This window comes from Pollutimonas bauzanensis (genome assembly GCF_900129885.1).
GTDB classification, from domain to species: Bacteria; Pseudomonadota; Gammaproteobacteria; order Burkholderiales; family Burkholderiaceae_B; genus Pollutimonas; species Pollutimonas bauzanensis.
This window is the reverse complement of the sequence record NZ_FQXE01000006.1, coordinates 313507-336739: the sequence shown is the minus strand read 5'-3', so window position 1 is coordinate 336739 and position 23233 is coordinate 313507. Positions and strand designations below refer to the sequence as shown.

25 protein-coding genes and 2 pseudogenes are annotated in these 23233 nt (G+C 65.0%); 5 read left to right on the top strand and 22 right to left on the bottom strand.

Annotation, left to right across the window (positions count from 1 at the left end):
- The first annotated feature begins 215 nt into the window (after positions 1–215).
- On the top strand, positions 216–908 hold the full coding sequence (locus BUB23_RS13910) for a heavy metal response regulator transcription factor (protein WP_073103840.1): 693 nt from the start codon (positions 216–218) through the stop codon (positions 906–908).
- Positions 892–2316 carry a heavy metal sensor histidine kinase gene (locus BUB23_RS13905; RefSeq protein ID WP_073103838.1) on the top strand — a complete coding sequence of 475 codons (1425 nt, stop codon included), beginning with the start codon at positions 892–894 and terminating at the stop codon, positions 2314–2316. Before BUB23_RS13910 ends, BUB23_RS13905 begins: the two co-directional genes overlap by 17 nt.
- Here the strand turns inward: BUB23_RS13905 and BUB23_RS13900 are convergent.
- The 4 genes and pseudogenes from BUB23_RS13900 to mobH form a co-directional block, all read right to left on the bottom strand.
- Positions 2276–2533: a heavy-metal-associated domain-containing protein gene (locus BUB23_RS13900; protein WP_013391817.1), complete on the bottom strand. Its 258-nt coding sequence runs from the start codon at positions 2531–2533 to the stop codon at positions 2276–2278. The genes BUB23_RS13905 and BUB23_RS13900 overlap by 41 nt on opposite strands.
- A 33-nt stretch (positions 2534–2566) precedes the next feature.
- The gene (locus tag BUB23_RS13895; RefSeq protein ID WP_034012201.1) at positions 2567–2791 is read right to left on the bottom strand and encodes a hypothetical protein; all 225 of its coding nucleotides are present in this window, start codon (positions 2789–2791) and stop codon (positions 2567–2569) included.
- Positions 2788–3228 (bottom strand): annotated as a pseudogene (locus BUB23_RS27915) (conjugal transfer nickase/helicase domain-containing protein); the annotation flags it as partial. The pseudogene BUB23_RS27915 and the gene BUB23_RS13895, both read right to left, overlap by 4 nt.
- 104 nt (positions 3229–3332) lie before the next feature.
- Positions 3333–4665: pseudogene (mobH, locus tag BUB23_RS13890) on the bottom strand (MobH family relaxase); the annotation flags it as partial.
- A 299-nt stretch (positions 4666–4964) separates the two neighbouring features.
- Between mobH and BUB23_RS13885 the strand changes: the two are divergent.
- The 3 genes from BUB23_RS13885 to BUB23_RS13875 are packed head-to-tail and all read left to right on the top strand — an operon-like array spanning position 4965 to position 6144.
- Complete coding sequence (locus BUB23_RS13885; RefSeq protein ID WP_013391814.1) at positions 4965–5282, top strand: type II toxin-antitoxin system PrlF family antitoxin; 318 nt, start codon at positions 4965–4967, stop codon at positions 5280–5282.
- Complete coding sequence (locus BUB23_RS13880) at positions 5282–5740, top strand: type II toxin-antitoxin system YhaV family toxin (RefSeq protein ID WP_013391813.1); 459 nt, start codon at positions 5282–5284, stop codon at positions 5738–5740. The genes BUB23_RS13885 and BUB23_RS13880 overlap by 1 nt, the downstream gene beginning before the upstream one ends.
- A 26-nt stretch (positions 5741–5766) precedes the next feature.
- Positions 5767–6144, top strand: a complete 378-nt coding sequence (locus BUB23_RS13875) for a DUF3742 family protein (protein ID WP_013391812.1) — start codon at positions 5767–5769, stop codon at positions 6142–6144.
- Between the two features lie 15 nt (positions 6145–6159).
- Here BUB23_RS13875 and BUB23_RS13870 read toward each other — a convergent pair whose 3' ends face one another.
- The 18 genes from BUB23_RS13870 to traD form a co-directional block, all read right to left on the bottom strand.
- On the bottom strand, positions 6160–7677 hold the full coding sequence (locus tag BUB23_RS13870) for a conjugal transfer protein TraG N-terminal domain-containing protein (RefSeq protein WP_013391811.1): 1518 nt from the start codon (positions 7675–7677) through the stop codon (positions 6160–6162).
- Positions 7678–7690: 13 nt separating this feature from the next.
- The gene (locus tag BUB23_RS13865) at positions 7691–8062 is read right to left on the bottom strand and encodes a hypothetical protein (protein WP_013391810.1); all 372 of its coding nucleotides are present in this window, start codon (positions 8060–8062) and stop codon (positions 7691–7693) included.
- Positions 8059–9453 carry an integrating conjugative element protein gene (locus tag BUB23_RS13860; protein ID WP_013391809.1) on the bottom strand — a complete coding sequence of 465 codons (1395 nt, stop codon included), beginning with the start codon at positions 9451–9453 and terminating at the stop codon, positions 8059–8061. The genes BUB23_RS13865 and BUB23_RS13860 overlap by 4 nt, the downstream gene beginning before the upstream one ends.
- Before the next feature lie 9 nt (positions 9454–9462).
- On the bottom strand, positions 9463–10326 hold the full coding sequence (locus tag BUB23_RS13855) for a TIGR03756 family integrating conjugative element protein (RefSeq protein WP_425439547.1): 864 nt from the start codon (positions 10324–10326) through the stop codon (positions 9463–9465).
- Positions 10327–10409: 83 nt separating this feature from the next.
- On the bottom strand, positions 10410–10856 hold the full coding sequence (locus BUB23_RS13850) for a TIGR03757 family integrating conjugative element protein (RefSeq protein WP_003116803.1): 447 nt from the start codon (positions 10854–10856) through the stop codon (positions 10410–10412).
- A 163-nt stretch (positions 10857–11019) separates the two neighbouring features.
- Positions 11020–11514, bottom strand: coding sequence for a JAB domain-containing protein (locus tag BUB23_RS13845; RefSeq protein ID WP_003116804.1), 495 nt, complete (start codon positions 11512–11514; stop codon positions 11020–11022).
- 175 nt (positions 11515–11689) lie between these two features.
- Positions 11690–12454 carry a DsbA family protein gene (locus tag BUB23_RS13840; protein ID WP_073103765.1) on the bottom strand — a complete coding sequence of 255 codons (765 nt, stop codon included), beginning with the start codon at positions 12452–12454 and terminating at the stop codon, positions 11690–11692.
- 13 nt (positions 12455–12467) lie between these two features.
- The gene (locus BUB23_RS13835) at positions 12468–15362 is read right to left on the bottom strand and encodes a conjugative transfer ATPase (RefSeq protein WP_073103764.1); all 2895 of its coding nucleotides are present in this window, start codon (positions 15360–15362) and stop codon (positions 12468–12470) included.
- Positions 15362–15811, bottom strand: coding sequence for a TIGR03751 family conjugal transfer lipoprotein (locus BUB23_RS13830; protein ID WP_003116807.1), 450 nt, complete (start codon positions 15809–15811; stop codon positions 15362–15364). Before BUB23_RS13830 ends, BUB23_RS13835 begins: the two co-directional genes overlap by 1 nt.
- On the bottom strand, positions 15792–17210 hold the full coding sequence (locus BUB23_RS13825) for a TIGR03752 family integrating conjugative element protein (protein ID WP_003116808.1): 1419 nt from the start codon (positions 17208–17210) through the stop codon (positions 15792–15794). Before BUB23_RS13825 ends, BUB23_RS13830 begins: the two co-directional genes overlap by 20 nt.
- Positions 17200–18111: a TIGR03749 family integrating conjugative element protein gene (locus BUB23_RS13820; RefSeq protein ID WP_003116809.1), complete on the bottom strand. Its 912-nt coding sequence runs from the start codon at positions 18109–18111 to the stop codon at positions 17200–17202. Before BUB23_RS13820 ends, BUB23_RS13825 begins: the two co-directional genes overlap by 11 nt.
- Positions 18108–18800, bottom strand: coding sequence for a PFL_4703 family integrating conjugative element protein (locus BUB23_RS13815; RefSeq protein WP_003116810.1), 693 nt, complete (start codon positions 18798–18800; stop codon positions 18108–18110). The genes BUB23_RS13820 and BUB23_RS13815 overlap by 4 nt, the downstream gene beginning before the upstream one ends.
- The gene (locus tag BUB23_RS13810; RefSeq protein ID WP_003050133.1) at positions 18797–19195 is read right to left on the bottom strand and encodes a TIGR03750 family conjugal transfer protein; all 399 of its coding nucleotides are present in this window, start codon (positions 19193–19195) and stop codon (positions 18797–18799) included. Before BUB23_RS13810 ends, BUB23_RS13815 begins: the two co-directional genes overlap by 4 nt.
- Before the next feature lie 11 nt (positions 19196–19206).
- Complete coding sequence (locus BUB23_RS13805) at positions 19207–19566, bottom strand: TIGR03745 family integrating conjugative element membrane protein (protein ID WP_003090173.1); 360 nt, start codon at positions 19564–19566, stop codon at positions 19207–19209.
- A 16-nt stretch (positions 19567–19582) separates the two neighbouring features.
- Positions 19583–19816, bottom strand: coding sequence for a TIGR03758 family integrating conjugative element protein (locus tag BUB23_RS13800; RefSeq protein WP_003050225.1), 234 nt, complete (start codon positions 19814–19816; stop codon positions 19583–19585).
- Positions 19813–20196, bottom strand: coding sequence for an integrative conjugative element protein, RAQPRD family (locus BUB23_RS13795; RefSeq protein ID WP_013391806.1), 384 nt, complete (start codon positions 20194–20196; stop codon positions 19813–19815). The genes BUB23_RS13800 and BUB23_RS13795 overlap by 4 nt, the downstream gene beginning before the upstream one ends.
- A gap of 98 nt (positions 20197–20294) precedes the next feature.
- On the bottom strand, positions 20295–21044 hold the full coding sequence (locus BUB23_RS13790) for a TIGR03747 family integrating conjugative element membrane protein (protein WP_013391805.1): 750 nt from the start codon (positions 21042–21044) through the stop codon (positions 20295–20297).
- A complete protein-coding gene (traD, locus tag BUB23_RS13785; RefSeq protein WP_013391804.1) occupies positions 21041–23230 on the bottom strand; it encodes a type IV conjugative transfer system coupling protein TraD in 2190 nt (729 codons plus the stop codon). The genes BUB23_RS13790 and traD overlap by 4 nt, the downstream gene beginning before the upstream one ends.
- Positions 23231–23233: the final 3 nt, after the last annotated feature.

Below are 23233 nucleotides of genomic sequence, written 5' to 3'. Positions count from 1 at the left end.
AAACGCCACCCCATCCGGAGCGGCACAGTTCGACGCAATGCAGGTCATGCTATGGGTTGGGCACTTTCCACCGAATGACCATTGAATTACATTCATGTAATGTTCATGTCATGTTCATGGAAGGTGGCAACCAGTAAATTACTGATCAAAAGTGGATGAATGGTACATCGTGATTGGCTAATTTTCTACGCCGTAGCGATTTCATGGGACATGCGATGAAACTGCTGGTCGTTGAAGACGAGAACAAGACGGCGGATTACGTCCGCCAAGGTCTCATGGAGGCAGGGTTTGTCGTGGACCTAGCGCGCAACGGACTGGACGGCCACCACCTGGCCATGGGCGAGACATACGATCTGGTGGTCTTGGATGTCATGCTGCCGGATGTGGATGGGTGGCGCATTGTGCGTGCCCTTCGAGATGCCGGCAAACAGGTCCCTGTGCTCTTTCTGACGGCGCGTGGCGGTGTAGACGACCGTGTCAAGGGATTGGAACTGGGAGCGGACGACTACCTCGTCAAGCCATTCGCGTTCTCTGAGTTGCTGGCGCGGGTGCGGACGCTGCTGCGACGCGGAAGCGCTCCGAGCCAGCCTGATCGCATCCAGGTTGCCGATTTGGTGCTGGACTTGGCGCGCCGACGTGCAACGCGCGCTGGCCAACGTATCAATCTCACAAGCAAGGAGTTCGCGTTGCTCGAGCTCTTGGCCCGTCGCCAGGGCGAAGTCCTTCCGCGTTCGCTGATCGCGTCGCAGGTATGGGACATGAATTTCGACAGCGACAGCAACGTCATCGATGTAGCCATCCGCCGTCTACGCGCGAAGATAGACGATGCGTTCAATCCGAAGCTCATCCACACCGTGCGTGGAATGGGATACACGCTCGACGCGCCCGATGATGCCCTTGCGCCATAAGCCGCGGCAAAGCCGTCCAGCGTCGCTTGCATTGAGGGTCACGGCCCTGGTTGGTATCGCCACGACTTTGGTGTTTCTGGTGTTCAACTGGGTCATTCTCCGGTCATTGGAGCACCACTTTGCTCAACAGGATGCCCACGAACTGGAGGCAGTGACAACCGCCTTGGCTCAGCCCTTGCACCAGCTTGCAAGTGACATCGCAAGCGACGAGCTAAAGCAACACTTGGCCAACGCAGTCGCAGGACATCATGGGATGACCTACGGCGTCTACGATGGGTCTGGCAACAGCATCTATGCCACGCCCGGTCCTGACCTGTCGAAACTTGACAGTAACAAAAAGTTGGTGAACCGCATCACCGCTGACGATTTGATCGTGTGGCACGAGGATCAGAGGTCATATCGAGGTGTGGTGGTACAACTGCCTGCTGACGATTCAGCGGCGTCCGGCTACCGCATCGTCGCCGCCATGGACATCGGCTTTCATCTCGACTTCCTGGCGGAGTTCAAGCGCATGCTTTGGTGGGCAACCGGCTTGGTCATGTGTCTGGCGCTCGGTGTGGCTTGGCTGGCGGTGCAGTGGGGCCATCTGCCGATTCGCAAGGTCAATGAAGAGATTCGGGCGATTCGCTCTTCAAAGCTGGATGTGAGGTTGGATCCTCGGGATGTGCCGATCGAACTGGCGGAACTGGTATTTGCCTTCAACGATATGTTGGCGAGAATCGAGGAAGGCTTCACCCGGCTATCACACTTTTCCGCAGACATAGCGCACGAGTTGCGCACGCCCGTCACCAACCTGGTCACGCAGACTCACGTAGCGCTTGGCCAGCCGCGCAGCAACGAGGAATACAGAGAAATCCTCTATTCAAATTTGGAAGAGTTTGATCGGATGGGACGCATGATTGGAGACATGCTGTTTCTTGCCCAAACGGAAAATGATCCCCGCAACTTGCGCTTGTCTACAATTGATCTGTCCGAATTGGTGCGGAGTCTGTTCGACTATTTCGAGGCGCTGGCAGAAGATAGCGGCATTACGCTTGGCGTTAAAGGGGCGATCGGCAGCATAGCGGCGGATCGGGAAATGCTCACCCGGGCGCTGAACAATCTTCTCTCGAACGCAATTCGACACACTCCTCGCGGGAAGAGCATCACGGTCTTGCTCTCGCAGGATGAGCAGTGGACAACGATCAGTGTGGTCAATCCCGGTGAGAAAATTCCTGAGCCCGATCTACCAAAGCTCTTCAATCGATTCTACCGAGTTGATCCGGCACGGCAACGAAATACGGCGGGCGCCGGTCTTGGCCTTGCCATCGTGAAATCGATTGCGGAGGCGCATGGTGGTTCTGTTGCCGTGACCTCCAGCGAGCTTGTCACAAGATTTGACTTGGCACTGCCCCATCTGCGGCAGTAGTCCGGGTGAGCTTCGGTGCCGGATAGCCGCATTCGGAGATGCAATGGCGCAGATCCTTGACCCTGAGGCATCGCTCGTCGAGATGAATCGTTGCGCTTCCCGCAACATAGTTGGCATCCGCATTATGGACGCCGTGAAGATACAGCAGCTTGCGGCGCACTCCCTCACCGCTCAGGCTCGATACAAGCCCTCCGACTTCAACGTTGATCGACTTCATGAATGCTCTTTCCTGTTAGCTGTATTTGTGGTGTCAAGGAGCGAATCGGCCCGAGTCCAGACAGTCCTGCGAGAACTCGAAGACAATCTCCCGGTCGGGAGCGATGACCTTATGCTTCTTGCCGGCGTAGTGCAGCCCAGAGACGGGAGAGGCGCTGCCTTGTTCCATCATCGCTGCGCTCATCGGGCCTTTGGCTCTGTCTGAATAAAGGTGCGCTTTGGCGGCAATAGACTGCCCCGGCGAAATTGAGGAGGTCATGTTGACGCCCCTTGCTTTCCTGAAGTCTGTTCGCAGTGTCTGGTCTCACCCAACAGGGATAGATAGGGATTGCTCGGAGGCGTTTCCGAGAAAAGCAGGCTCGGATCTTCCAGAAGGTATCCATGCAGACGGCGGGATTTTCTAGGCCCGGTTACTTCACAGGTCCAGATGTTCAGGCCGTTCGGTTGCTTGCGATGCAGCTGCAGCCTCTCGAAGCGCTTTTGTATCCACTGCCAGTCTTGCTGGCTCTCCTGCTTGGCCAGCGCGCTGACTTGCGGATGCTCCTGCGCATAGCGCTGGAATACGCCGGGGCTGACCAGGTAGGCGGTGCCGCTCGCGGTATGCACGAGCGCTTTCGCGTCGTTGATGATGAGCCGGCGGGAAGCGATGCCTTGTTTCAGCCACGCCATGAAGTGCTCTCCGGATGGCGCTGTCGTGGGCTTGGGCGCTGGGGACGAACGCTGAGGTGCGGTCAAGGTCGTCGCTTCAGTACGCGCGGCAGACACCGGCTCCGAAGGTGCTTCAGCGTCCTGCCGGGTTGCGGGTGAATTCACCATGCCCACCATCGAAAGCATGTCTTCCATGGCGTCGGGCAGCGGTTCACCTTTCGCTGGACGAGAGGGGTTACCTCCCTCCCATGGCGGAACCTCTTGGCCCTCCGAGGCTGACTGCGCTCCGGCCGGCGGAGTAGTGGCTGACACATCGGGCCCTTTGTCCGTGGCCGCCGCGTCGATCGCCACTGTGCCGGCGAACAGCGCCGGCCTCTCGCTTGGCTCCCAGATCAGCGCGGGCCCGAGGCGCAACAGCGTGAACGAGTGACACCAGCCGGTGGAACTGGTCACGGTCGCGCGCCAGATCGCCTTGCCGTCGGGCGTCGGCTGCAACATGCCGTGATCCTGGAGGACGTTGAACACCGCGGTGTTGTTCGCAGGAATGCCGTCAACGCCTTGGGACAGCAGGTGCGCACGCAGTTTGTCCGATACCGTCTTGCTCACCAGCCACAGCGCGTCCTCGGTGAGCCAGCCATCGGAGGCTTCCGGCTGGTTCAGCTTCAACTGTTCCTTGAGCAGGTAGCGCAGCCCGTCGAGCAGCTTGCGTTGCAGCGCGTGCTTGGGAGCGGCCATGGCGCGCGCCGGATCGCCGCCCAGTTCCTGGGCCACGGAAGCGCGGTCGGCCTGCACGACCAGTTCGCCCAGCACACCGGCGTGCTCGTACTGGCCGGCCAGGACGTAGAGCAGCGGTCCCCACAGGTCGGGATAGCCACTGAGCCAGTCCAGGAGTTGGGTGTCCAACAGTTGGCGGTAGAGCAAGCCCGTCGCCGCGCTGTGCAGGTGGTATTCGCGATCGTCGCGGTAGCGGAAGCGGTACGGCTGGTGCAGCGGACCGTACCACGGGTGCCACAGCGAGCCATCGGCCAGTTCGACGTGCAGATCGACGGCGATCTTGCCGATGTCGTGCAACAACGCGGCATAGGCGACTGCAGCAGTCCAGGCCTCAGCCTGCGCAGCCTGGTCCTCGGGGCTTGCGCCGATGGGAAGCAGATGGGACTGCCGCAGCTTCAGACTGTAGGCGACGATTTCCAGGCCATGGTCCAGCATGCCGCCGGGGTAAGCGTGATGATGCGCCTCGGAAGCCGGGAAAGCCTGGACCAGCTCGGCGTAGCGTTCCAGTGGCGCCCGGTACAAGGTGGCGAACTGCTTACGTGAGAGCGACGTGCGCTGCCAGATGTGCTCCAGCAGCTTCTGCCGGCGCGGGGTGGCCAGCAGCGATGCGGCCGACTCGGGCCGCATCAACCCTTTCGGGAGGTCGGTGACCGATGGTGGCGTCGGAGCAGCAGCAACCGCGGGCCGTTTTCGCTGGAACAGAGAGAGCATGCGGGTGTCCTGTCGCGGGCCGAGCGGGGAGGCCTTTTTGCCTTTTCGGGATAGAGCCTTTCCCCTTGCACCCCATTCCCTTGCCATTTCGACCCTTTACAGCCTTTGGGTATAGGGCGACGGGTGCTGACCGTCCACCGCCAATGCGGGTTGCAGCAGGGCCGGATTGATGCAGGAAGGCTGGCTGTTCACGCCCTACGATGGGCCGATTCTTGGACTCGGAGAACGCCGTGAGGCTTCACGTTGACAAAGTAAGGAAATTTCCTTACCATGCGGGTATCGCAATCAGGAGAGCCGCCATGCCTGCCATCCACGAAGTTGCCACGCTGACCTCCAAAGGCCAGATCACGCTGCCCAAGCCCATCCGGCAGGCGCTCGGCGTCGATGCCGGTGGCAAGCTCGCGTTCGATCTGCGGGGCAGCGAAGTCGTCGTCACCCGCGTCGATGCCGAGCATGAGGACCCCGCCATCGGCGCATTCCTGAGCCTGCTGGCCCGCGACATCGAAGCTGGCCGGAACGTCCAGGGCCTGCCCGAGGATCTGGCCCGCGCCATGCTGGAGCATGCTGGCCACGGTCTGGACCTGGACGAGGAGATCGACGGGAAAGTGGAACTCTGATGCAACGGCATGGCTGGACGCTGCTCTTCCACGACTGCGTGATCGAGCAGTTGCAGAAACTGCATGCGACCGCGAGGCGCGCGCAGGAGAACGACCCGACGGGCTTCGAGTCCAATGCCAACGTCAAGCTCTTCCGGGCCTTGAGCCAGTTGATCTTGGATGTGGTGCCAGGCGATCCGGCACGCGACGAGTACCGCCAGGGCAACACCTTGGGACCTGCCCACCGCCACTGGCGAAGGGCCAAGATCGGACGGCGGTTCCGGCTGTTCTTCCGGTATGACTCGAAGGCGAAGGTCATCGTGTACGCCTGGGTCAACGATGAACAGACCCTGCGGTCTTCGGGTAGCAAATCGGACCCGTATGTCGTGTTCGAGAAGATGCTCGGGCGCGGGAACCCACCAGACGACTGGCATGCGCTGATACAGGCAAGCAAGCAGGATTGGAGCAAACTGGAATAGGCATCGCTCAATAGCAGGAGACGACCATGAACACCACGACACGCATCCGTACCGCAGAACGACTCGGCCGCACCTTGGGTCGCGGATGGCGTGCCTACGTGCGCGGCGAACGCCGGGCATCGAGCTGGTTGGTGTCAAAGGGGGGGGCGGCGGCCGGTGCCACCGCGCTCGTGTGGGTGGTCAAGCTGGTTGCGCTCGGGGTGCTGCTGTACACCACCTTCTGGCTGGCGGTGTTGCTACTGCTGGGCGTTGCGGCGGTATGGATGGCTGGCAATTCGGCTAGAGATGAAGACCGCTGGACGCAACAGGATGAATTGCGCAATGGCGAGGCGGGCTTTGGCCTGTATTCTTCCAATGGCCAGCGGCTCGACCCTCACGACCCGAACGATCCGTTCGATGACTGAGGTTTGGCCTGTTTGTCACAGAACCTTGCCGGCTACCTTGTTTACACCTGACCCGGCGCTATCACGCGCTTCCTTGGAGCCGACAGCAAGGTTCTGAGCAATCACCCCAGCCTTAACTCCGACCCACCCCAAAGCAGCGACCCAAAACGTCGGCAGGACCAGAAACATCGTGCCTGTGACGAACATCAGGAGCATGTCGCCGAAGGCGTTGTTCAGCCCCACCAGCGGGTCGAAGTTGGTGTGCGGCCGGTTCCAGCCGAACCCCCAGCCATAAAGTGCGTCCAGGATCGTCGAATCGATCCAGCGCGCAAGCTGAAACCAGAAATCCGTGAAGAACAGCGCGAACTGCACGACGCTGACCGTGACGACCGTCTTCAAGTCATAGGTGCCCACGACCAGCACGAGCGGGATGCAGATTACCAATGCCATCTTGAGCAAGGCGAGCACCATCGGCAGCGCCTGCCGCACGACGTCCATCGCGGGAAACGAGGCAATCGCGCCAACTGCCATTCCAACGTCTCCCGTAGCCCGCGTCACGATGTTTGGCAAGGTCTTGTCGATCTGGCCGCCGTAGTCGGTATAGACGCTGCCTTGGTTCAGCTTCTGCTGCCGCGGTGACGCGATCGCGCGGATCACCGAATTGTCCACCTCGGCCCGGCTCAGGAAGCCAGCCCAGCCCGCCAGGCGATTGAGCAGGCTCGGGTCCACCTGTCCCAGCAGCCGTGCCCGCAGGCCATTGCTGCCATCAGCCCACCATTGCCTGCAGGTCGGGTAGCCACCGCCACTGGATACCTGGGCCAGCCCAGCGTCGCGGTTGCTGTCATAGGGCCAGTCATCGCGCGGCGTGCTGGAGCGATACGTGTCGTAGTACCCGTTCGTGTCGGTGAAGAACCGCGATCCGATCCAGGTCACGTCGTGCATCTGCTGCTCATCAAGTTGAGGGCGCTGCATGAACAATTTGGCCCGTGCAGGCCCATAGCAATCCCGAGAGAAATCCGCTACTTCCTGAGCCAGCACCGGATCATCGATGCGCGTGGCGTCGATCTCCATGCGCATCTGCCGCAGGTCCGTGCCGCACGGGATTGCCGCCACCGAAGCGCCCGTGACGGCGCGCGAGAGCGCGTGCATGAACGCCCACCACACCGGCACCTTCGCCGACTGGTTGTTGATGGTGCTGAAGGACTGCGACCAGCCGGTATCCGCGGGCTGCGCCACGCTGACCTGGCACTGGGCCGAGCGCGAGCTGTCGTACTGGATGGTGTTTAGGTCCACGTCGATGAACGGAATGCCGGCGAACATCACCACCACGATGGCGACGAAGACCCGGTTCTCGATGCGGGCGGCGCTCAGCACGCCTTTATTGCCCTCGTCGGCGCCTTCAGCACGAGCTTTCAACCACTCCTGCACGACGATGGCGACGAAAGGCAGCGCGAATACCCCGCTGGATACGAGGGCCGCCCAGATGCCGTTGTTGACGATCCAGGAAACGAGTGTGAGGTAGTACTCCAGGTAGTCGGTCGTGAAAAGCGTCATGGCCTCGATCCCCTCAAGCGGCCTGCATCAACAAGCTGGCTTCCAGCACGACGATGGCGACGACGCCCGCGATCTCGCTGCGCATCAGGCGGCGCCGTGCCTGCCCATCTGCCCCGTCCTGGTCTTCGCGCGCCAGCAGCCGGCGGCGCATCCAGAGCCACCCGTAAACCGTGGCCCCGTACAGACACAGCCGCCACACGAAGAAGTAGCCCGATGCGGCCGCGAGCCACCGCTCCCATCCGGCCACGCTGCCGACCAGGTAGATGCCGGCGATGTTGGCACCCACCGCAGCGGCGACGAGCACCACCGCCCACAGCAGCGCCGTCGCCGCGCGCCGGCTGAAGAGCCAGCGCAAGGGGCGCCAGGCCATGCGCTCCGCGTTCATGGCCTGGCTCCGGGATTGCCCTTCTGCAACTGGTCAAGGCGGTCGGGTACCGGATCGCCCTCGTAGATGCCGCGCGAGCCGGCCGCCCGCGTGCCGTGGCGCTGGATGATGGCCATCGGCGAGTTGTTCGCCAGTTCGCGCCGCAGCTCCAATTCCGTCTTCAGGTTGCGGATCTCCCGGTCGAGCGTGTCGCTCTCATGGTTCACGGCCTGCACCGCAAGTTCGTTGGCTGCGACGTTGGGCTCCTTCTTGCCCGTGAGCAGCGTGCGTTGGAGCAGGAGCGCCTTCTCCAGCACCGATGACAGCGCCACTTCGGACGCGAGGCGCCGCGCCAGCAGGTCCTGGTCCGGCTCGTCGCGCAGCGCCTCGATCACGCCGCGGGTGATCGGCAGCGACGTGCTGCCGGCCTCGCGCAAGTTCTCGAAGGTGGTATTACGCGTGCCGGAAACCAGCTCCTGCAAGACCTCCAGCTTGGCTTCGTACTCCTCCTGGATCAGCGGCGTCAGCCCGACGCCGGGCACCGTCTCGGTCTTAGTGCAGGAGTCGCACGTGCGCTGCACCTGCTCTCCGAGGGCGCGCGTGGCCCATTCGGTCGCCTGCTGCGGCGACGTCCAGGTCTGGCAGGACAGGCTCGCGCAACTGGTGGACGCGATGGAGGAGGTGTCCGTCACGCCGCGACCGTTGACCAGGTTGTAGCCCGCGCGGGTGACGTCGCCGACCACCCGGATGGCGGACTGGCCCGCGCCACCGGCATTGCTGCCGCCCACCCAGGGCACGCCGTCGTTGCCGCGGCGCGTCTCGGCCTGCTCGACGGCCGATACGGCATCGTTGCTGCCAACCGCGTCACGCAGGGCCATGCCTTCGGCCATCTGGCTCCAGCCAAGCTGGCCACCCGCCGTCTCGGCCATCTTCTCCGCCATGGCGCGGCACGTCAGCTTGGAGCGGTCGAAGTCCAGCCGCGCCTGCAGCACGCCGTTAGTCAGCAGGTTGTACAGGCCCGGATCGGCGCGCTGAATGATCAGCGCCGGCAGCGATGCAACCGCGCTGGTCGCGCTCTGGATCACGTTGCTCATGATCTGCTGAAAGCCGTTCGTGATGCCGTTAAGCTGATTGCGCAGCGTGGTCTGGATGCTCATGTCGCCGCAGATCAGGTTGCTGTTCCACCCCACGCCGACCCCGATGGAACGCATGCCGGCCGCGCGGCCCATGGACACCGCACTGCCACCGCCGATCGAGTACATGACGTCATCGCCGAGGACGGGGCCGCTGTTCTGGTATCCGACCTGCGCCCACGCCATGCCGCAGACCAGAGCGAGCGTGCCGGCCAGCGCCGTCGGGCGCAGCAGGCGGCACGCCTTGGCGGAAAGGTTCATCGGTTCAGGACGCTTCATCGTGGCACCTCAGAGGAAATCGACGCTGCCCAGGAACACCTGACCGCGGCGTTCGCAGCACGCATAGGGACGCCACAGCGCCCAGGCGTAGTCGCCTTGCTGGGCCTGGGTCAGCGTGCCGCTGTGCGGGAACACCACGCAGGTGTTGGACAGGCGCGGCGTCAGCTCCTGCCACTTGCCCGTAGAGGCATCACCCTCCATCAGCTCGCCGGCCGGCCAGTAGCCGTCGCGGGCGTTGGCAAGCAGCGGCTGGTACACGTGGATCTGCCCGCGGCGCGTGACGACATCGCCCGCGCGCTGGGCCACCACAGCCCCGGATTTTTGGTCGTCGGTCTGGTGCAGGAAGCCGCCGCGCGGATAGACGTTGCCCCAGAGATTCATCGTGGTGCGCGCACCGACCTCGCGCATGCCCGGAATCAACGCCTCCGGGTAGGCCATTTCAGGCACGTTGTAGCGCCAAGCCAGCGTGTCCAGCGTGCTGAGTAGATACGGCATGAAGGCCGTGCCCGCGCCTTGGCAGAAATAGCCCGACGACGATGCGAACTGGTTGAATACCTCGCCGCCAGGATGGCCGATGACATCGCTGTTCTTGAATTTGGCGAGGTTGTTTTCGTGGTCTTCGTTCGTGGTCCCATCCCCACCTGCCTGTGCGGATGGGTTGGGCGTGCTCATCGCCTGCACTTCGACCCAGGGGTTCTCCCCGGTGTTGCTGTAGCTGGAGACGACCGCATCGGGCACGTAGTGCCGGACCTTGGTGGACGTGCGCACCGTGCAGCCCGTCCAGGTGCAGTAGAGCCAGTAGCAGATGCCCACCACCCGGTATTCCAGGCAGTCCGGCGACATGACGGAGGACACGATGGTGGCGGTGTTCAGGGCGTAGCTGCCGGTGGCGCTGACCAACAGCAGCGAGGCCACGGCGACGCGCAGGCGGCGCAGCAAGTCGAATGGGCGATGGGTCACGGCTGCGTCCTCCGGTACTGCTCGATGCGGGACACCGCCCGGGCCACGTCCGGCTCGCCATAGACCACATAGCGTTGATCTACCACGACGGCCGGGATGGCGGCGACGCCCAGGCTCCATGCATCGGCGACGCCCTGGTAGGCGGTGCCGATGCGGCGCTGAAGATCGGTGCCGCCTTGGTTCAGTCGTTGCCGGACGATGGCTGCTGCCCGCTCGGGGTCGGCCGGCAGATCCGCGGAAAGCTCGGCCTCGATCCGGGGCGCTTCGTCCAACTCGATCAGCCGCTCGCCGCCGGCGGTCTTGACCGGGTGGCGGCTGTCGGTGACGACCACCACGTCGGCGGCGAAGGTGGCCGGGCTGAACACGGCCAGAGATGCCGGCAGCGCCACGGCCAGGCCAAGGGTTCGCCAGCCTGGTGCGAACCGGGTAAAAGCTGCTGGCATGTCATGCGCCCCGGAAGTTGATCAGGGCCATAGTCAAACGCCGAACCCCACGCGGCCCCAACAAACAATGCGCATCGCGGCCACCCCGCATACCTGCTTGCGTCGCTGCGAAGAAAAAGCGGAGGCCGAAGCCTCCGCGCTGATCAACGAAGCAGTGCAACCTTTACAGCAGGCCGGACTCCGCAAAGGAGAACGGGGCACCCTGGCCGACGATGATGTGGTCCAGTACCCGCACATCGATGAGCGCCAGCGCGACCTGCAGTTGCTGGGTCAGCATGCGATCCGCGCTCGACGGTTCGGAGATGCCCGAGGGGTGCTGGTGGCTGAAGACCACCGCGGCGGCATTCAACTCCAGCACACGCTGCGCGACGACACGCGGATAGACCGATGTCGAGTTGATCGTGCCCCTGAACAACGGCTCGTAGGCCAGCACCTGGTGCATGCTGTCCAGGAACACAGCGGCGAATATCTCATTGGGCTCAGCGACCAGTTTCAGACGCAGGTAGTCCCGCACAGCGGCCGGTCGGCTGAGGCACGGTCCAGCTTTGAAGATCCGTCTCTCCAGCAGCACGATGGCTTGCTGGATGATCCAGTCCTCGTGTTGGGTAGCGATGGCGGAAAGCGACTCCAGGTAGGAGTCATTGACGACGAAAGACATGGCGAACCTCCAGACGGTGAGATCGGAGGGCGCGCGCCCTGGGAGGGCAAGCCCTCCTGGGGAACGAACAAGGTGCATCCATCACCGCGGTAGCGGTGATCGTTCGCGGCCAGGACGCGAGGCGAACGGGTTGCGGTCAGCGCAGCGGACTGCGCCGTAGCCTTGAAGACCGGGGCTACCTGGGCATGTCGCCGACGACGTCGGCAGGCATTTCCGATGTGGGTGTGGTGGCGGGATCGCCGGCGGCGAGCATGTCCATGGCTGACAGCAAGGCATCGCCCTCGATCGGACCCTGCAGCAGGATCGCGTTGCCGCTTTCGCGATCGTGCAGCCGCAGCGACGGCGTGGCGGTCACGCCGCTGTTCGTGGCTTCCGCAGTTTGGGTACGAATCGCCGCGTCGGGCCGCTCGCTCGCGATGCACTGCTCGATGGCTGGCGTCAGGTCGGGGTAGCGCAGGTCCTCGGGCAAGCCCTGGCCGTCGCTGCGCGTGTGGGCATATACCCACTCGACGGCTTGCCAGAAGGTGGCATGCCCGCCGGCTTCGCCGGCGCATTCCGCCAGACGCGCTTCGGCAGAAGCGGCCGGTTCATGTGCGGCCAACGGCAGGTGGTGCCATTGCAAGGCCACGTCGGCATTGCCGGCCACCCAACGTTTGAGCACAGGGAAATAGGACCGGCAGAACGGGCATTCGAGGTCCGCGTACAGCGTCAGTGTGAAACGACCTTCCGGATTGCCCATCTGCCACGGAGGCCCTGCCACCTGTGTCTCGCTGACTGGCGCCGAAGTCTGAGGTGTGGACCCGCCTGGCGAACGGGACACGAGCCAGATCAGCAGCAGCGCAACCAGCACTGCAGCCAACGCCCACGGCCAGCGGGTCCCCCAGCGCCGACGGCGGAACGCCTGCACCTGCATCGGGATGGAAGGATGTTTGTGTTCCATGGCGTTCTCCGGCTTACGACAGTTCCAAGGCGGGCGACTCGATGCCGCGTGCCTGGTCGATCTTCTCGGCCACCTTGAAGGCGGCTTCCAGCTCGGTGCAGCCGTATTGCTGCATGAGCTGGTAGCGCTCGGCCTTCTCCTCGGGTTCGGTCTGCGCAAGCGCGAGGTAAAGGCTCGGCGGCACCGCGCGGAACAACACTTCCATCGACTTCGACAGGATCACGCCCTCGGTGAATTTCCCCCCCTCCTTGCGCGCAGAAAGCATCAGCGCTTTCTGCGCTGGTGAGAGTTCACGGAAGCGTGCAATCTTCTCGACCTCATCGGGCGGCATCGACAGGCAGATCCACCACTCAATCATGTTGAGCATGGGCTCTGCGGCACGCGGCAGGTCGTCGATGTTCTGGGTCGCCAGCCAGAACCAGGCGCCCAATTTGCGCCACATCTTGGTAATTTTCACGACGTAGGGCGCGAGCAACGGGTTCTTCGTGATGATGTGGCCTTCGTCGGTCACATTGATGATCGGACGACCCAGGTACTGGTCGCGCTCGGCGATGTTGTTCACCGTGCTGATCAGGCTGATGTAGGCGATGGAGAGCTGCGCGTTGTAGCCCTCGCGGGCATAGGTCGCCAGATCCACCAGCGTGATGTCGGCCTCGGGCCACGGCGTGCCATCGCGGTCGAACATCTCGCCATCGGTGCCTTGGCAGAACATGTCCATCGCGTCCGCCATCTCCAGCAGCCGCATGCGCCGCATCTCGGGAAGCGTCGAGTCCTGACCGCGGGCGCGCAGCGCGTTGCGCACGTCGCGAGTGAGCACCGTGCGCTTCTCAGCCACGCAGTGTTCGGCGGCGTCGAGGATGCACTGGCGGATCAGCGAACGGTCGGCCCGCGTCATCCGGGCTTCCTCCTTGTCCTCGCCGCCGGTGATCATCAGCCGTGCCGTGATCTCCAACTCGCCCAACACGTCACGCTGTTCGTCTGCCTCCATGACCGAGGCATCCGGTGGCAGGTCTTCGTCCAACGCATCGGCATCGAGCGTCTGCACGTCGCTGGGTGTTTCGATCAGCCGGCGGGCATCCGCGAACGGTGCCAGGCTGATGCCCGATCCGGGGGCCAGCTTGACCCGGTTCACCGTCAGGCCCAGGCGCCTGGCGAAGTCGCTGAACAGCCCGAAGCTGTTGCCGGCTTCCACGATGAAGAGGCGCGGCCGGTAGATGGCCGTGACCTGGTTCAGCAGGTTGTTGAGCGTGGCGCTCTTGCCCGAGCCGGTGGGGCCGAACAGGAATAGATGGGCATTCATCTGCCTGTCTAAGCGGTTCAGCGGATCAAACGTGATCGGCCCGCCACCGCGGTTGAAGAACGTGTTGCCCGGATGGCCCGTACCCTGGCTGCGACCCCACGCCGGCGAGAGATTCGCCACATGCTGGGCGAACATCAGTTGGGTGAACCAGTTTCGCCGATCCTGCGCGGGGTTGTAGCAGCACGGTAGCCAGCGCAGATAGCTGTTGAGCGGCGCGACTTCATCGTCCTCGCGAACGGGCTGCAACCCCGCGTTGAGCATCACGTTGGCGAGGTCCAGACCGCGCCGGTCAAGCTCGGCTTCGTCGCGTCCGCGCAGATAGAAGGCCAGCGTGCCGCGGTAGAGTTTGTGCGCGCTGCCGATGAGCGAGCGCGCCTCCTGCACGTCCTTGAGCGTCTGCTCCGATGCCAGTGTTTCGCCGACTGCCTTCTTCGCCAGGTGGTTCAGGTGCGATTCGAGAATGTCCTGGGGCGTCGCCACCATGGTCAGACACATCGTCGTGTCCTCGGGCATCTGATCGAACAGCGTGTTGATCGCATCGCCCTTGCGGGTTTCGCCAGTCAGGTGTCCCGTTCCGGGCGGCATGCGCAGCCGGTCAGTGACCAACACACGGTGCGGTATGCCGTCGAAGTGCCAGGTGCCATGCTCCACGTCCGAGCGTGGCTGGCTGAAGAAAAGCCGCTGGCTAAAATCCCGCCCGCTCGCCAGTTCGATCTCGCCAGCCTCGGTGTCGGCGGGGTAGCGCGCGAACGCATAGAAGCGCTCCCGGTCCTCGACCCCAGGCCCGAGCAGCGTCGGACGCGGGTTGAACCAGCGCAGCAGCCAGTCATGGACGTCTGCCGCACCCAGGCGGCGAGCCTGGATGCCGGCGTTCGCCAGCCCGCCGCACAGGCGGTCGCAGACGATGTTCAGCATCTGCTCGGGTGTCTGGCCCCGGCGGTTTGCCTGGCCCTGTCCTTGTCCGGTCACGCGGCGATAGACGACCATGCGCACACGCCTCGTCTGGCCGCGCCAGCGCAAGCGTGTGACCACCGTGTCCTGGAACAAGCCACCGGGCTTGGCCACCGCGCGCAGATGGTGGGCAAAGAACCGCAGGTAGAACTCCGTGAACACCGTGCCACGGGCGCGCGGCTGCACGTAGTCGCGCAACGTCTGCATGTACTGGTCGAAGCTCGGTTCGTCCTGGGCGTAGAGCTGCAACACCCAGGGGTTCTCGTCCAGTTCATCGAAGCTGTCCTGGAGCGCGTTTTCTAAGGCGTCGCGGGCGTGCGCGAGCCAGCCGGGTTCCCGGCCCTCGGTCCCCAGCGGCACCAGCTCGAAGAAGGCGGCCACCGATTGGCCGTCCTCCAGGAGCATCGATTTCGACTCGGGCAAGAACTCCACCCAGGGCAGCAGTTCCACGAAGGACGGTGCGACGTCGTACAGCGCCTGCTCGTCGGCCTCCGTCGCCGGCTTGCGGCCCCGGGCTGCCGAGCCGGGTTCGGGGATGCCGACCTGCCGCAAGGCCTCGACGTGGCGCTGCCAGCCGTCCGGCTGCTCATCATCACCAGCGCCGGATGCGGCCAGCTTCGGCGCGGCCGGCTTAGGCCAGGGAAGTTTCCACCGCATCAGTAGGCCTCCACGCGCTCGCCTGGCATGGCGTACTGGATGCGCTGGTTGAGCGGGAAGACCGTCGTGTAGCCCGGCACCGGCACGGGGTCCGTGCCCGCCAGGTGCGGATACACGTACATGACGAGATCGGGATTGGGCAGACGCTGGAACTGGCGGTGGACCTCATTGCGCGCGGTGCGCGTGTAGCGCATCTGCTCGACGGGTGCGACCTGCACGTCGGCGTCGGTCAGGGGCCGACGCAGGCTCTGGCGCGCATCGAGCAGCTGGCGGCCGGCGTTCCGTCCGGCTGCGCCACCGCCGTCGCCGGCCTCCTGCTGCCAGATGTCCATCATCGTGCGGTCACCGTGGGTCAGCAGCTTTTCCTTGCTGGTGGCGCAGCCGCCAAGCACCGCGACGGCGAGGGCCAGTGCCAGGCCACGGGCCAGGTTAGTCAAGTTCGAGTGCATGGCTTTCTCCTGCGCGGTGATCGACCTTGCGGCCTTCGGGATCGAAGTCGATGGCGAGCGGCTTTTCGAGGTGGACGGCAACCTTGGCGCCGGGCTGGACATAGACGGCGGCGAACGCCTGGCCGTACAACTTGTTGACCCAGGCCGACATGTCCCGCACGCCGCCCGCCAGAATCTGGCCGACCGCTTCCTGGCCGGTGATGCCCACGGTGCCGATGGAGCCGTCCGAGCCGACATAGGACATGCGGCCGCTGTCGCTCTCGATGAGTGAGGCCACACCGGCGCCGGCCGCGGTGATCAGGGCCTGCGAGCCGAGGTATTGCTGGGCGTTGCTGCGCCGCTCGCCGCTGACGCAAGGAATGCCGTGGGGATCGCTGATCCAGCCCAAGCCATCGCGCTGTTGGTTGTTCTGCTGGTTGCCCTCGCGGTCTTCGGGGATCGTGCGAATCGTGCCGTCGTGGAAGACGAACGTGATGCTGCGCACCTGGCCGCGCACGCACGAGAGCGTCCAGTCGCCCGAAGCGGTGCCGCTGAACACGGCGCCGGCCACGTCGGGAATGTCGATGCCATTGGCGGTCAGGTTGTCCGGCCCGACCAGAACTTTGAACGGATAGGGATCGTTGACCGTGCCGTCGATCGGCACGCGGCCGATCAGCGCTGTCATGGCGACCGAACCCATGAGCGTGGAGTTGGTCGGCACGGTGTAGACCGGCTTGGCACTCTTGACCCCGGCGGCGCGGGCGCCCGCGTTGGCCACGGTTTCCGCAGTGGTTTCGAGCGTGCTCTGCGCCGGGCCGAAGCTCGTGGGGAAGCTCATGCCGCCGCTCGCGCCACGCCCCCCGTTGCGCCCCTCGGCGGGCTTTGCGTCGTCCGGCTCGACCCACCGCACGCCGCCCTCCATGCCTGCCTCGTCGCCGCCCTGCAGCCCCAGGCCCACGGGCAGGTCCGCATGGCCGCCGCCGCGCCCGCCGATGCTGTCCAGACGCCGCTGCAGGTCGGCGAGCAGCCCTTCGGTCTGCTGGCGCGCGCTGGCCGCCTGCTCTTGGTCGCGGCGCAGGTTGGACCGCTCGGATTCGAGCGCCGAGTTGATGCGCTGGTCGATGGAGTTCTCGCGCTGGCGCAGTCGCTGGTTCTCTTCACGCTGCGACTTGTTGTCCGAGAGCGCGGTCTGAAGCTCGGTGCGCAACTGCTTCACTTGGGCAACGAGCGTCGCCACGGTGTCGCGCGGGGTGTCGCCTTCGATGCCCAGCGCCTTCATTTCATCGGGCGTGAGCTGGGCGCCGTTGTCCGCCGCGGGTGGCGCCGTGCTGCCTCCACCCGAGAACAGCCGGATACCGACGAACAGCACCAGGATGGCAACAGGGATCATCAGCCACTTGAGCAGGCCGTTACTGCGCATGGCGGGCCTCCTTGGTGTTCTCGTCGCCGTCCGGCTGCGGCAGATGCACGGCCGGGTCGAAGCGGTGAATCGCCGGCAGCAGCGACTGCGCGAGACCGCGGCCGCGCGTGACCAGGTACAGGACGGTCGTGTCCTCGGGCGTGCCGCGCGGGCCCAGCGCCTCGTGCTGGAAGGTGGCGGTGAGGAAATCGCCTTGCAGCACGCGCGGGTCGAGCGTGATCCAGCCGCCGCTGCCGTTGGTTAGGCGCACGGCAGTGACCCACTGGTCCTCCAGGCGCCACGACGCGAGTGCGACCGCGCGCACGGGCAGCGTTGGCATCAGTGTGTCCAGGTCGAGGTCGCGGGGCAGGTTGACCCGCATGACGCCCGGAAGCGGCTCGACGGTGCGCAGCGGTGCGTAGAGGTTCTGCGCGGCGAAGCGCGTCAGCACGACAGGGACCGGAGTTTCGCGCCGCGCGGTCCGCGCACCTGCTTGGCCCTGGGCGCGTGCCGGGGCCTCGGCACTGTCGGCCTGCTCGCCATAGCGTCCCGGTGCGCTGTCACCCTCGACGATGCGCACCGGCTCCAGCTCGGCTTCCCCGTCCTTGGGTGGTTCGGCTGCGATGTCCAGCAGGATCAGCGCGCCCGTGTCGGCGTCCTGCAGTTGCAACCGCGTGGGCTCGATCGGCTCGCTGGCGCGCAGGTACACCGCGCCCCCCGCACTCTGCACGCGCAGGCGTTCGCCCACGCCCGCGGGCACGCCCACGCGCACGTTGCGGTCGATGAACACGATGCGTTCCTGACCGACCTTCAGCGGCACTGCCAGTGGCATGCGTTCCCAGCGCAGGATTTCCACTGCATGGGCGACGGGTGCCGCGGCCACGGCCAGTAGCCCCAGCAGCGCGAGTACAGGGTGCTTCATGGGGTGTTTCCTCCTTGAGGCGCTTGCGGAGACAGGCCACTCGGCGCCGGGCGCGTCGGCTCCGGTGCACTGATGCGCTGGGGCGCGCCGTCGTAGCAGTCCAGCGCCAGGCCGAACGGGTTACGGGCGGGATCGACGTCCACCCGCGTGACCTTGATCGGATAGCGCACCAGGGCGCGCTTGACCTGCTCGGCGCCGTAGTACTCGTCCGCCGTGATGTCCAGCGTCACCACCCAGTCGCGATCGGACACGGTGCGCACGCGCGCCGTGGGGTCGTCGCCATAGCCGCGGCCGGGAATCTCGTAGATGCCGCGCACGCGCTGACGCAGCTCGCCCGTGGAGCGGCGGTAGTCATAGTCCGCCCGCAGGAAGGCCTGGCAGGACGGGGTGAGGTACGGCGAGAGCGTGTGGAGGTTGCGCGAGTAGTCTTCCTCGCCATTGGTTGGCCAGCGGTTCAGCGTCTGGAACACGTAGAACGTGAACGCATAGACCGATTCGGGCGGCACTTCCCACCACTTGCGGGTACTGCCAGAGCGCAGGTCGGGCGGGACGTGGATGGTCAGGTCGCGCGGCGCGCTCCACCAGCCGCCGCCCATGACCAGGGCGACGACGACCAGCGCGCCCGCGGCCAGCCGCAAGGTCTTGATGTGCGCCTGCAGGTGGGTGATCTCGTTTTTGAAGCGGCTCATCGCATGCTCCTGCGGGTGGACCAGAAGCCCGAGCGCGAGATCAGCACATGGCCACCCACCCAGCCGGCCATCAGCGGATGGCGCGTGGCGATGCGCCATTGCAGTTGCCGATACAGCCAGGTGTCGGGACGCCCACGCTTGAGGCGGCGCAGGATGCCGCCGCCGATGAAGACGCCGAGCGCCACGCCCAGGACGACGAAGGTCGGCGCCAGCGCGATCGTGCGGAACACCCAGGACAGCGGCGCGCCGACCAGCAGGCCGGCGGCACCGGACAGGCCGCAGCAAATCCAGAGTTCGTCAGCGGTGAGGCCGCGCACCACAACGGGATGGCGGTTGAGCCGGTGCGGAAGGAAGGTGACCGTTCCGTCCGCACGGACGTGCTGCTGCTCGGACATACCGGCCTCGCTTACAGGATGCCGGTGGCTTCGGTGAGCAGCCAGATGCCGATCACAAGCAGCACGGCGCCGATAGCGACCGTGAGGCCGAACTGGCCCCACGTCTTGCGGCCGGTGTGGATCTCCGCGTAGGTCCCGTAGGCGTGGTAGCAGACGCCGATGAACATCGACGCCACCACCAGCAGGGCCACGAGCATGATGATGTCGTAGCCGTAGTTGCGGATCGTCTCCATGATGCCGTTGCCGGTGCCGCGCGTGGGGTTCTCCAATTGCGGCAGACCTTGCGCGAACGACAGCGCCGGCAGCGCGGCGGCGCCCAGGGCCACGGCGGCGCGCTGGGCAAAACGGGAAGTGAGGTTGCGGTTGTGCATGGTCGGGCCTTTCAGGTCAGGACAGAAGGAAGAAACTCAGGACGAGGTACATCGCGACGAAGCGGATGCAGACGCCGAGGAACTGGCGCTGGTTGAGGCGGCTCTCGGACCACCCCACGTAGGCCGTTCGGATGGCCCAGACGCCCCACACGAGCAGGACCGCGAACACGACGCCGACCAGAACGGTCGCCATCGCGGAAGGCGCGATACCGCTGTTGGCTTGAAATGCCGAGACCTGGGCGCCGTTCATTGCTTGCCCTCCGCAGTCGTCGCCGGCAGCGGCTCGGTCGCCCGTTCGGTGCGGTATTCGCCGGCCAGTTCGGAGGGGGCGCGCGGTTGAGCGCGCGATGGCGTCAGGTGAAATTGGATGCCGGCGCGCACGCGCGCCAAGTCAGCCTGGAGCCGCGGGTAATCGAAGTGGTAGCGCTCGCCCGGTGTGATGGGGGTATGCGCGGCGCTGTCCGCGACGGTGCGTTCCAGCGCGTCGAGCTGGCGCAGCGCGGCGACCAACTCCTGGCGCTGCGCCGGGGACTCGGCCAAGGCCATCGGGGACCGGCCCAGCACGAGGGCCGTCACGAGAAAAGTGGGCACGCCGCGATGCGCGGCGCGCAGCCAGATCGAAGCCAACATCGCGCCATTCCTGTGTGATCAGCAATGGGTTGATCGTGGAGATCAGGGCTGTTTCAGGCCGCAAACAATAGGAACCCGGAAGCGACCGGATTGATGGCCTAGAGGTACTTTTTGAAGCTGCCCGCGGTCAGGCTCACGGCCAGTCCCAGCAAGGCTGCGCTGGGCAGCAGGATCAGCAGCGGATGCACCGAGATCGGCAGCGCGAGGTAGGTGATCCAGGGCAGCACGGCCAGCGGCATCAGGCTCGCTTTCGCGCGGTGGTAGATGAAGCCGGATTCCCGGCCCGCGCCGAACCGCCGCACGTCCCGCCGCACCAGGCCGTCGATCAGGCCGACGAATGCCGCAGTGAGGATCAGCGGCAGCGTGAGCACCAGGACCAGCAGGCGCACGAGGAACGTGAGCGTCGTGAAGGCCGCGGCGATCAGGTAGCTCTCGGCCCAGACATAGGCCTGGCTGATGTAATAGCGGAAGTTGCGCGTCGGCTCGCGGCTGGGCGCACGGGCGCGCTCGGCGGTCTGGCTCATGCGCTCCAGCAACCCCGAGCGCACGAACACCCACCCGTACCCGGTATCCACCAGCTCGTGCGCCGTGCGCCCGGGCTCCTGCACCACCACGCTGCGCGTGAAGTGGTTCGACAGGTGCCCGAGTTCGTACTGCAGCATCTGCTGGGAGTGGCGCCAGCCCTGGTCCTTCCAGAACAGGTGCATGCCGACGCACTCCACCACGATCGAGAACAGCAGCGAACCGATCAGCACCCCGAGCAGCCTGAACGGCAAGGTGATGGTGCCGACGATCAGCCCCTGGCGCTGGTTCTGCTCCCGCTGCGCGGTCGAGGCGGCATCCTTCATGGTGCGGCCTCGCCGGTGCTGTCGTCGGCGCCGGTGGCCACCGCGTCAGGCTCGGCCGGAGCGGCGTCATCCAGCAGGTCGTCGGGCAAGGCAGCCTCCTGCAAGGCTGGGGAACTGGTGAACTCCCACCATTGCGTGGCCTCGCTGTAGCTCTGACGCATGTACCCAGCCAGTTGCTGCAAGTCCGCCGGCATCACTTCATCGGGGTCAGGCGCTGGCAGTGGCATCCGGACCTTCCAGAGCTGACCACCCTGCAGCAGCGCGAAGCATTGGCCTTTGGGCAGGCCGACGACGTGGGATGGCTCGATCATCGGCACGCTCGACATGCTGATGCGGTCTTGCGTGTTGCTGGTGAAGTCCGTCGTCCCGCGGATGTCCGAGGCATCGGTCGCGCCGGAGACGATGGTGGTGGTATAGACCTCCACCTTGGGCAATTGACGGGTCAACAATTCCGCGGTGGCGGTTTCCCGAACCCGCAGCATGAACAGGTTGTTGAAGTTGCCGATCACCTGGCCGGCCTTCGCGCGGTTGCCGATGCGGGCCTCGATGTCCGAGAGCGTCTGCGTATACGCGGTCACCTGCAGCCCGGCACCGCCGCCCTTGTTGATAAGGGGGATGAACTCGTCGCCCATCAGTTCGTTGAACTCGTCGGCATGGACGTTGATGGGAATGCGCGTGCCAGCCGAGGCACCCGGCAGGCCGTCGTCGATCCCGTGCTTGTAGATGTGCCCGGCTACCGACACCAGGTCGGAGAACATGGAGTTGCCGACCGCCGCGGCGACTTCAGCATCCGACAGCGCATCCAGGCCGACATAGACCACGGCGCGCTTCCTGATGACTTGCATCCAGTCGAAGATCGGGCGCGCGTCAGACAGGTCGGAGTAATTCGGCGCCAGGAGTTGGGCGATCTTGCCGCTGGTGAGCTTTTCCAGCAGCGGCAGCAGCGATGCAACGATCTTGTCGAAGTAGGTCTTGTCGTAGCGCACCGCCGAGCGCAGGCCATCGAGCACAGGGTCGTAGTTGCGCGCCTGGGAGAGGTATTGCTCCAGCGCCACCACACGCTTCTCGCGCCCGATCATGTTCCTTGGGATGTTCTTCTCGTTGAGCTTGGCCTCGATCTGGACGATCACCTCCCAGGTCTTGGGCTCGGTCTTGGCGAAGTAGTGTTGGGCGTACTCCATGAACAGCGCGTCGATGTTGATTACGTGCCGCTGGATCAGCATGTAGTCCGGGCGCTGCCCCAGTTCCACCAATGCGCGCGCAATGATGTTGACGAAGCGCCATGCGAACTCGCGGAACGCTGCACTGTTGCCCTCGCCGGAGAGTTGCCCGGCAATGCGCGTGGCGACTTCACTGATGCGTCCGAAGCGCCCCACCGCGTTGTAGCGTGCAGAGAACTCGGGCCAGCCGAGGTGAAAGACGTAGAACTCGCCCTCGCGACCCGCTCGCTTGGCTTCGACGTACATGCGTTTCAAGAGATCCGCGTCGCCCTTGGGGTCGATGACGATCACGACCTCATGCTCACCGTCTGCATTCGTGCGACGGATGTCCTGGGTGACGAACAACTCGGCCAGCCGCGTCTTCCCCACGCGCGTGGTGCCCAGCACCAGCGAATGGCCGACGCGCTCACCCAGTGGCAGGCTGACGTCGACCTCGTCGGGTTCGATGCCGTGCAATCGCGGCAGGCCGCCTACCGGTGGCAGTGGCCGCACGGGGTTGAATGACACATCCCAGCCCGTGAGCCGTACGAGGCGAGACAGTGGAAACGGTGCGAACTCCAGCCGCTCCTCCAGGCGTCGCGCCAGCCGGTATGCCGGTGTTGGCTCGACGTAGCGGCGAAATTCCGGCCGGTACGTCTGCATCAGCCTGTGGGTGTGCTTCTGTTCCCACAGGAAACCGCGCCCCACGAACAGGCGCTGCTGGCTGACCGGCACGTCCCTGCTCGTCATCACGTAGCGCGGCAGGCGCCGGATGTTGCGGCGGTAGCGCAGGATCACCCGCGCATCGCGGTAGCGGATCGCGCCATAGGCGCCGAACGCCAGTGCGGCACCGACGCCCATGGCTGGGCTCAGCGCGAGCGACCACGGGGCCACCAGGGACAGAAACGCGGCGCCCGCACATGCCGCGACGGTGTATAGCTCCACCGCTGGGCGCAACAGGACTTCGACGGGCTGTTTCCCCGACATGGC

What these genes read in the sequence shown, in the direction of transcription:
- BUB23_RS13910 (WP_073103840.1), top strand. Translation starts at nt 216, where the DNA reads ATGAAACTGCTGGTCGTTGAAGACGAGAACAAGACGGCGGATTACGTC.
- BUB23_RS13905 (WP_073103838.1), top strand. Translation starts at nt 892, where the DNA reads ATGCCCTTGCGCCATAAGCCGCGGCAAAGCCGTCCAGCGTCGCTTGCA.
- BUB23_RS13900 (WP_013391817.1), bottom strand. Translation starts at nt 2,533, where the DNA reads ATGAAGTCGATCAACGTTGAAGTCGGAGGGCTTGTATCGAGCCTGAGC.
- BUB23_RS13895 (WP_034012201.1), bottom strand. Translation starts at nt 2,791, where the DNA reads ATGACCTCCTCAATTTCGCCGGGGCAGTCTATTGCCGCCAAAGCGCAC.
- BUB23_RS13885 (WP_013391814.1), top strand. Translation starts at nt 4,965, where the DNA reads ATGCCTGCCATCCACGAAGTTGCCACGCTGACCTCCAAAGGCCAGATC.
- BUB23_RS13880 (WP_013391813.1), top strand. Translation starts at nt 5,282, where the DNA reads ATGCAACGGCATGGCTGGACGCTGCTCTTCCACGACTGCGTGATCGAG.
- BUB23_RS13875 (WP_013391812.1), top strand. Translation starts at nt 5,767, where the DNA reads ATGAACACCACGACACGCATCCGTACCGCAGAACGACTCGGCCGCACC.
- BUB23_RS13870 (WP_013391811.1), bottom strand. Translation starts at nt 7,677, where the DNA reads ATGACGCTTTTCACGACCGACTACCTGGAGTACTACCTCACACTCGTT.
- BUB23_RS13865 (WP_013391810.1), bottom strand. Translation starts at nt 8,062, where the DNA reads ATGAACGCGGAGCGCATGGCCTGGCGCCCCTTGCGCTGGCTCTTCAGC.
- BUB23_RS13860 (WP_013391809.1), bottom strand. Translation starts at nt 9,453, where the DNA reads ATGAAGCGTCCTGAACCGATGAACCTTTCCGCCAAGGCGTGCCGCCTG.
- BUB23_RS13850 (WP_003116803.1), bottom strand. Translation starts at nt 10,856, where the DNA reads ATGCCAGCAGCTTTTACCCGGTTCGCACCAGGCTGGCGAACCCTTGGC.
- BUB23_RS13845 (WP_003116804.1), bottom strand. Translation starts at nt 11,514, where the DNA reads ATGTCTTTCGTCGTCAATGACTCCTACCTGGAGTCGCTTTCCGCCATC.
- BUB23_RS13840 (WP_073103765.1), bottom strand. Translation starts at nt 12,454, where the DNA reads ATGGAACACAAACATCCTTCCATCCCGATGCAGGTGCAGGCGTTCCGC.
- BUB23_RS13835 (WP_073103764.1), bottom strand. Translation starts at nt 15,362, where the DNA reads ATGCGGTGGAAACTTCCCTGGCCTAAGCCGGCCGCGCCGAAGCTGGCC.
- BUB23_RS13830 (WP_003116807.1), bottom strand. Translation starts at nt 15,811, where the DNA reads ATGCACTCGAACTTGACTAACCTGGCCCGTGGCCTGGCACTGGCCCTC.
- BUB23_RS13825 (WP_003116808.1), bottom strand. Translation starts at nt 17,210, where the DNA reads ATGCGCAGTAACGGCCTGCTCAAGTGGCTGATGATCCCTGTTGCCATC.
- BUB23_RS13820 (WP_003116809.1), bottom strand. Translation starts at nt 18,111, where the DNA reads ATGAAGCACCCTGTACTCGCGCTGCTGGGGCTACTGGCCGTGGCCGCG.
- BUB23_RS13815 (WP_003116810.1), bottom strand. Translation starts at nt 18,800, where the DNA reads ATGAGCCGCTTCAAAAACGAGATCACCCACCTGCAGGCGCACATCAAG.
- BUB23_RS13810 (WP_003050133.1), bottom strand. Translation starts at nt 19,195, where the DNA reads ATGTCCGAGCAGCAGCACGTCCGTGCGGACGGAACGGTCACCTTCCTT.
- BUB23_RS13805 (WP_003090173.1), bottom strand. Translation starts at nt 19,566, where the DNA reads ATGCACAACCGCAACCTCACTTCCCGTTTTGCCCAGCGCGCCGCCGTG.
- BUB23_RS13800 (WP_003050225.1), bottom strand. Translation starts at nt 19,816, where the DNA reads ATGAACGGCGCCCAGGTCTCGGCATTTCAAGCCAACAGCGGTATCGCG.
- BUB23_RS13795 (WP_013391806.1), bottom strand. Translation starts at nt 20,196, where the DNA reads ATGTTGGCTTCGATCTGGCTGCGCGCCGCGCATCGCGGCGTGCCCACT.
- BUB23_RS13790 (WP_013391805.1), bottom strand. Translation starts at nt 21,044, where the DNA reads ATGAAGGATGCCGCCTCGACCGCGCAGCGGGAGCAGAACCAGCGCCAG.
- traD (WP_013391804.1), bottom strand. Translation starts at nt 23,230, where the DNA reads ATGTCGGGGAAACAGCCCGTCGAAGTCCTGTTGCGCCCAGCGGTGGAG.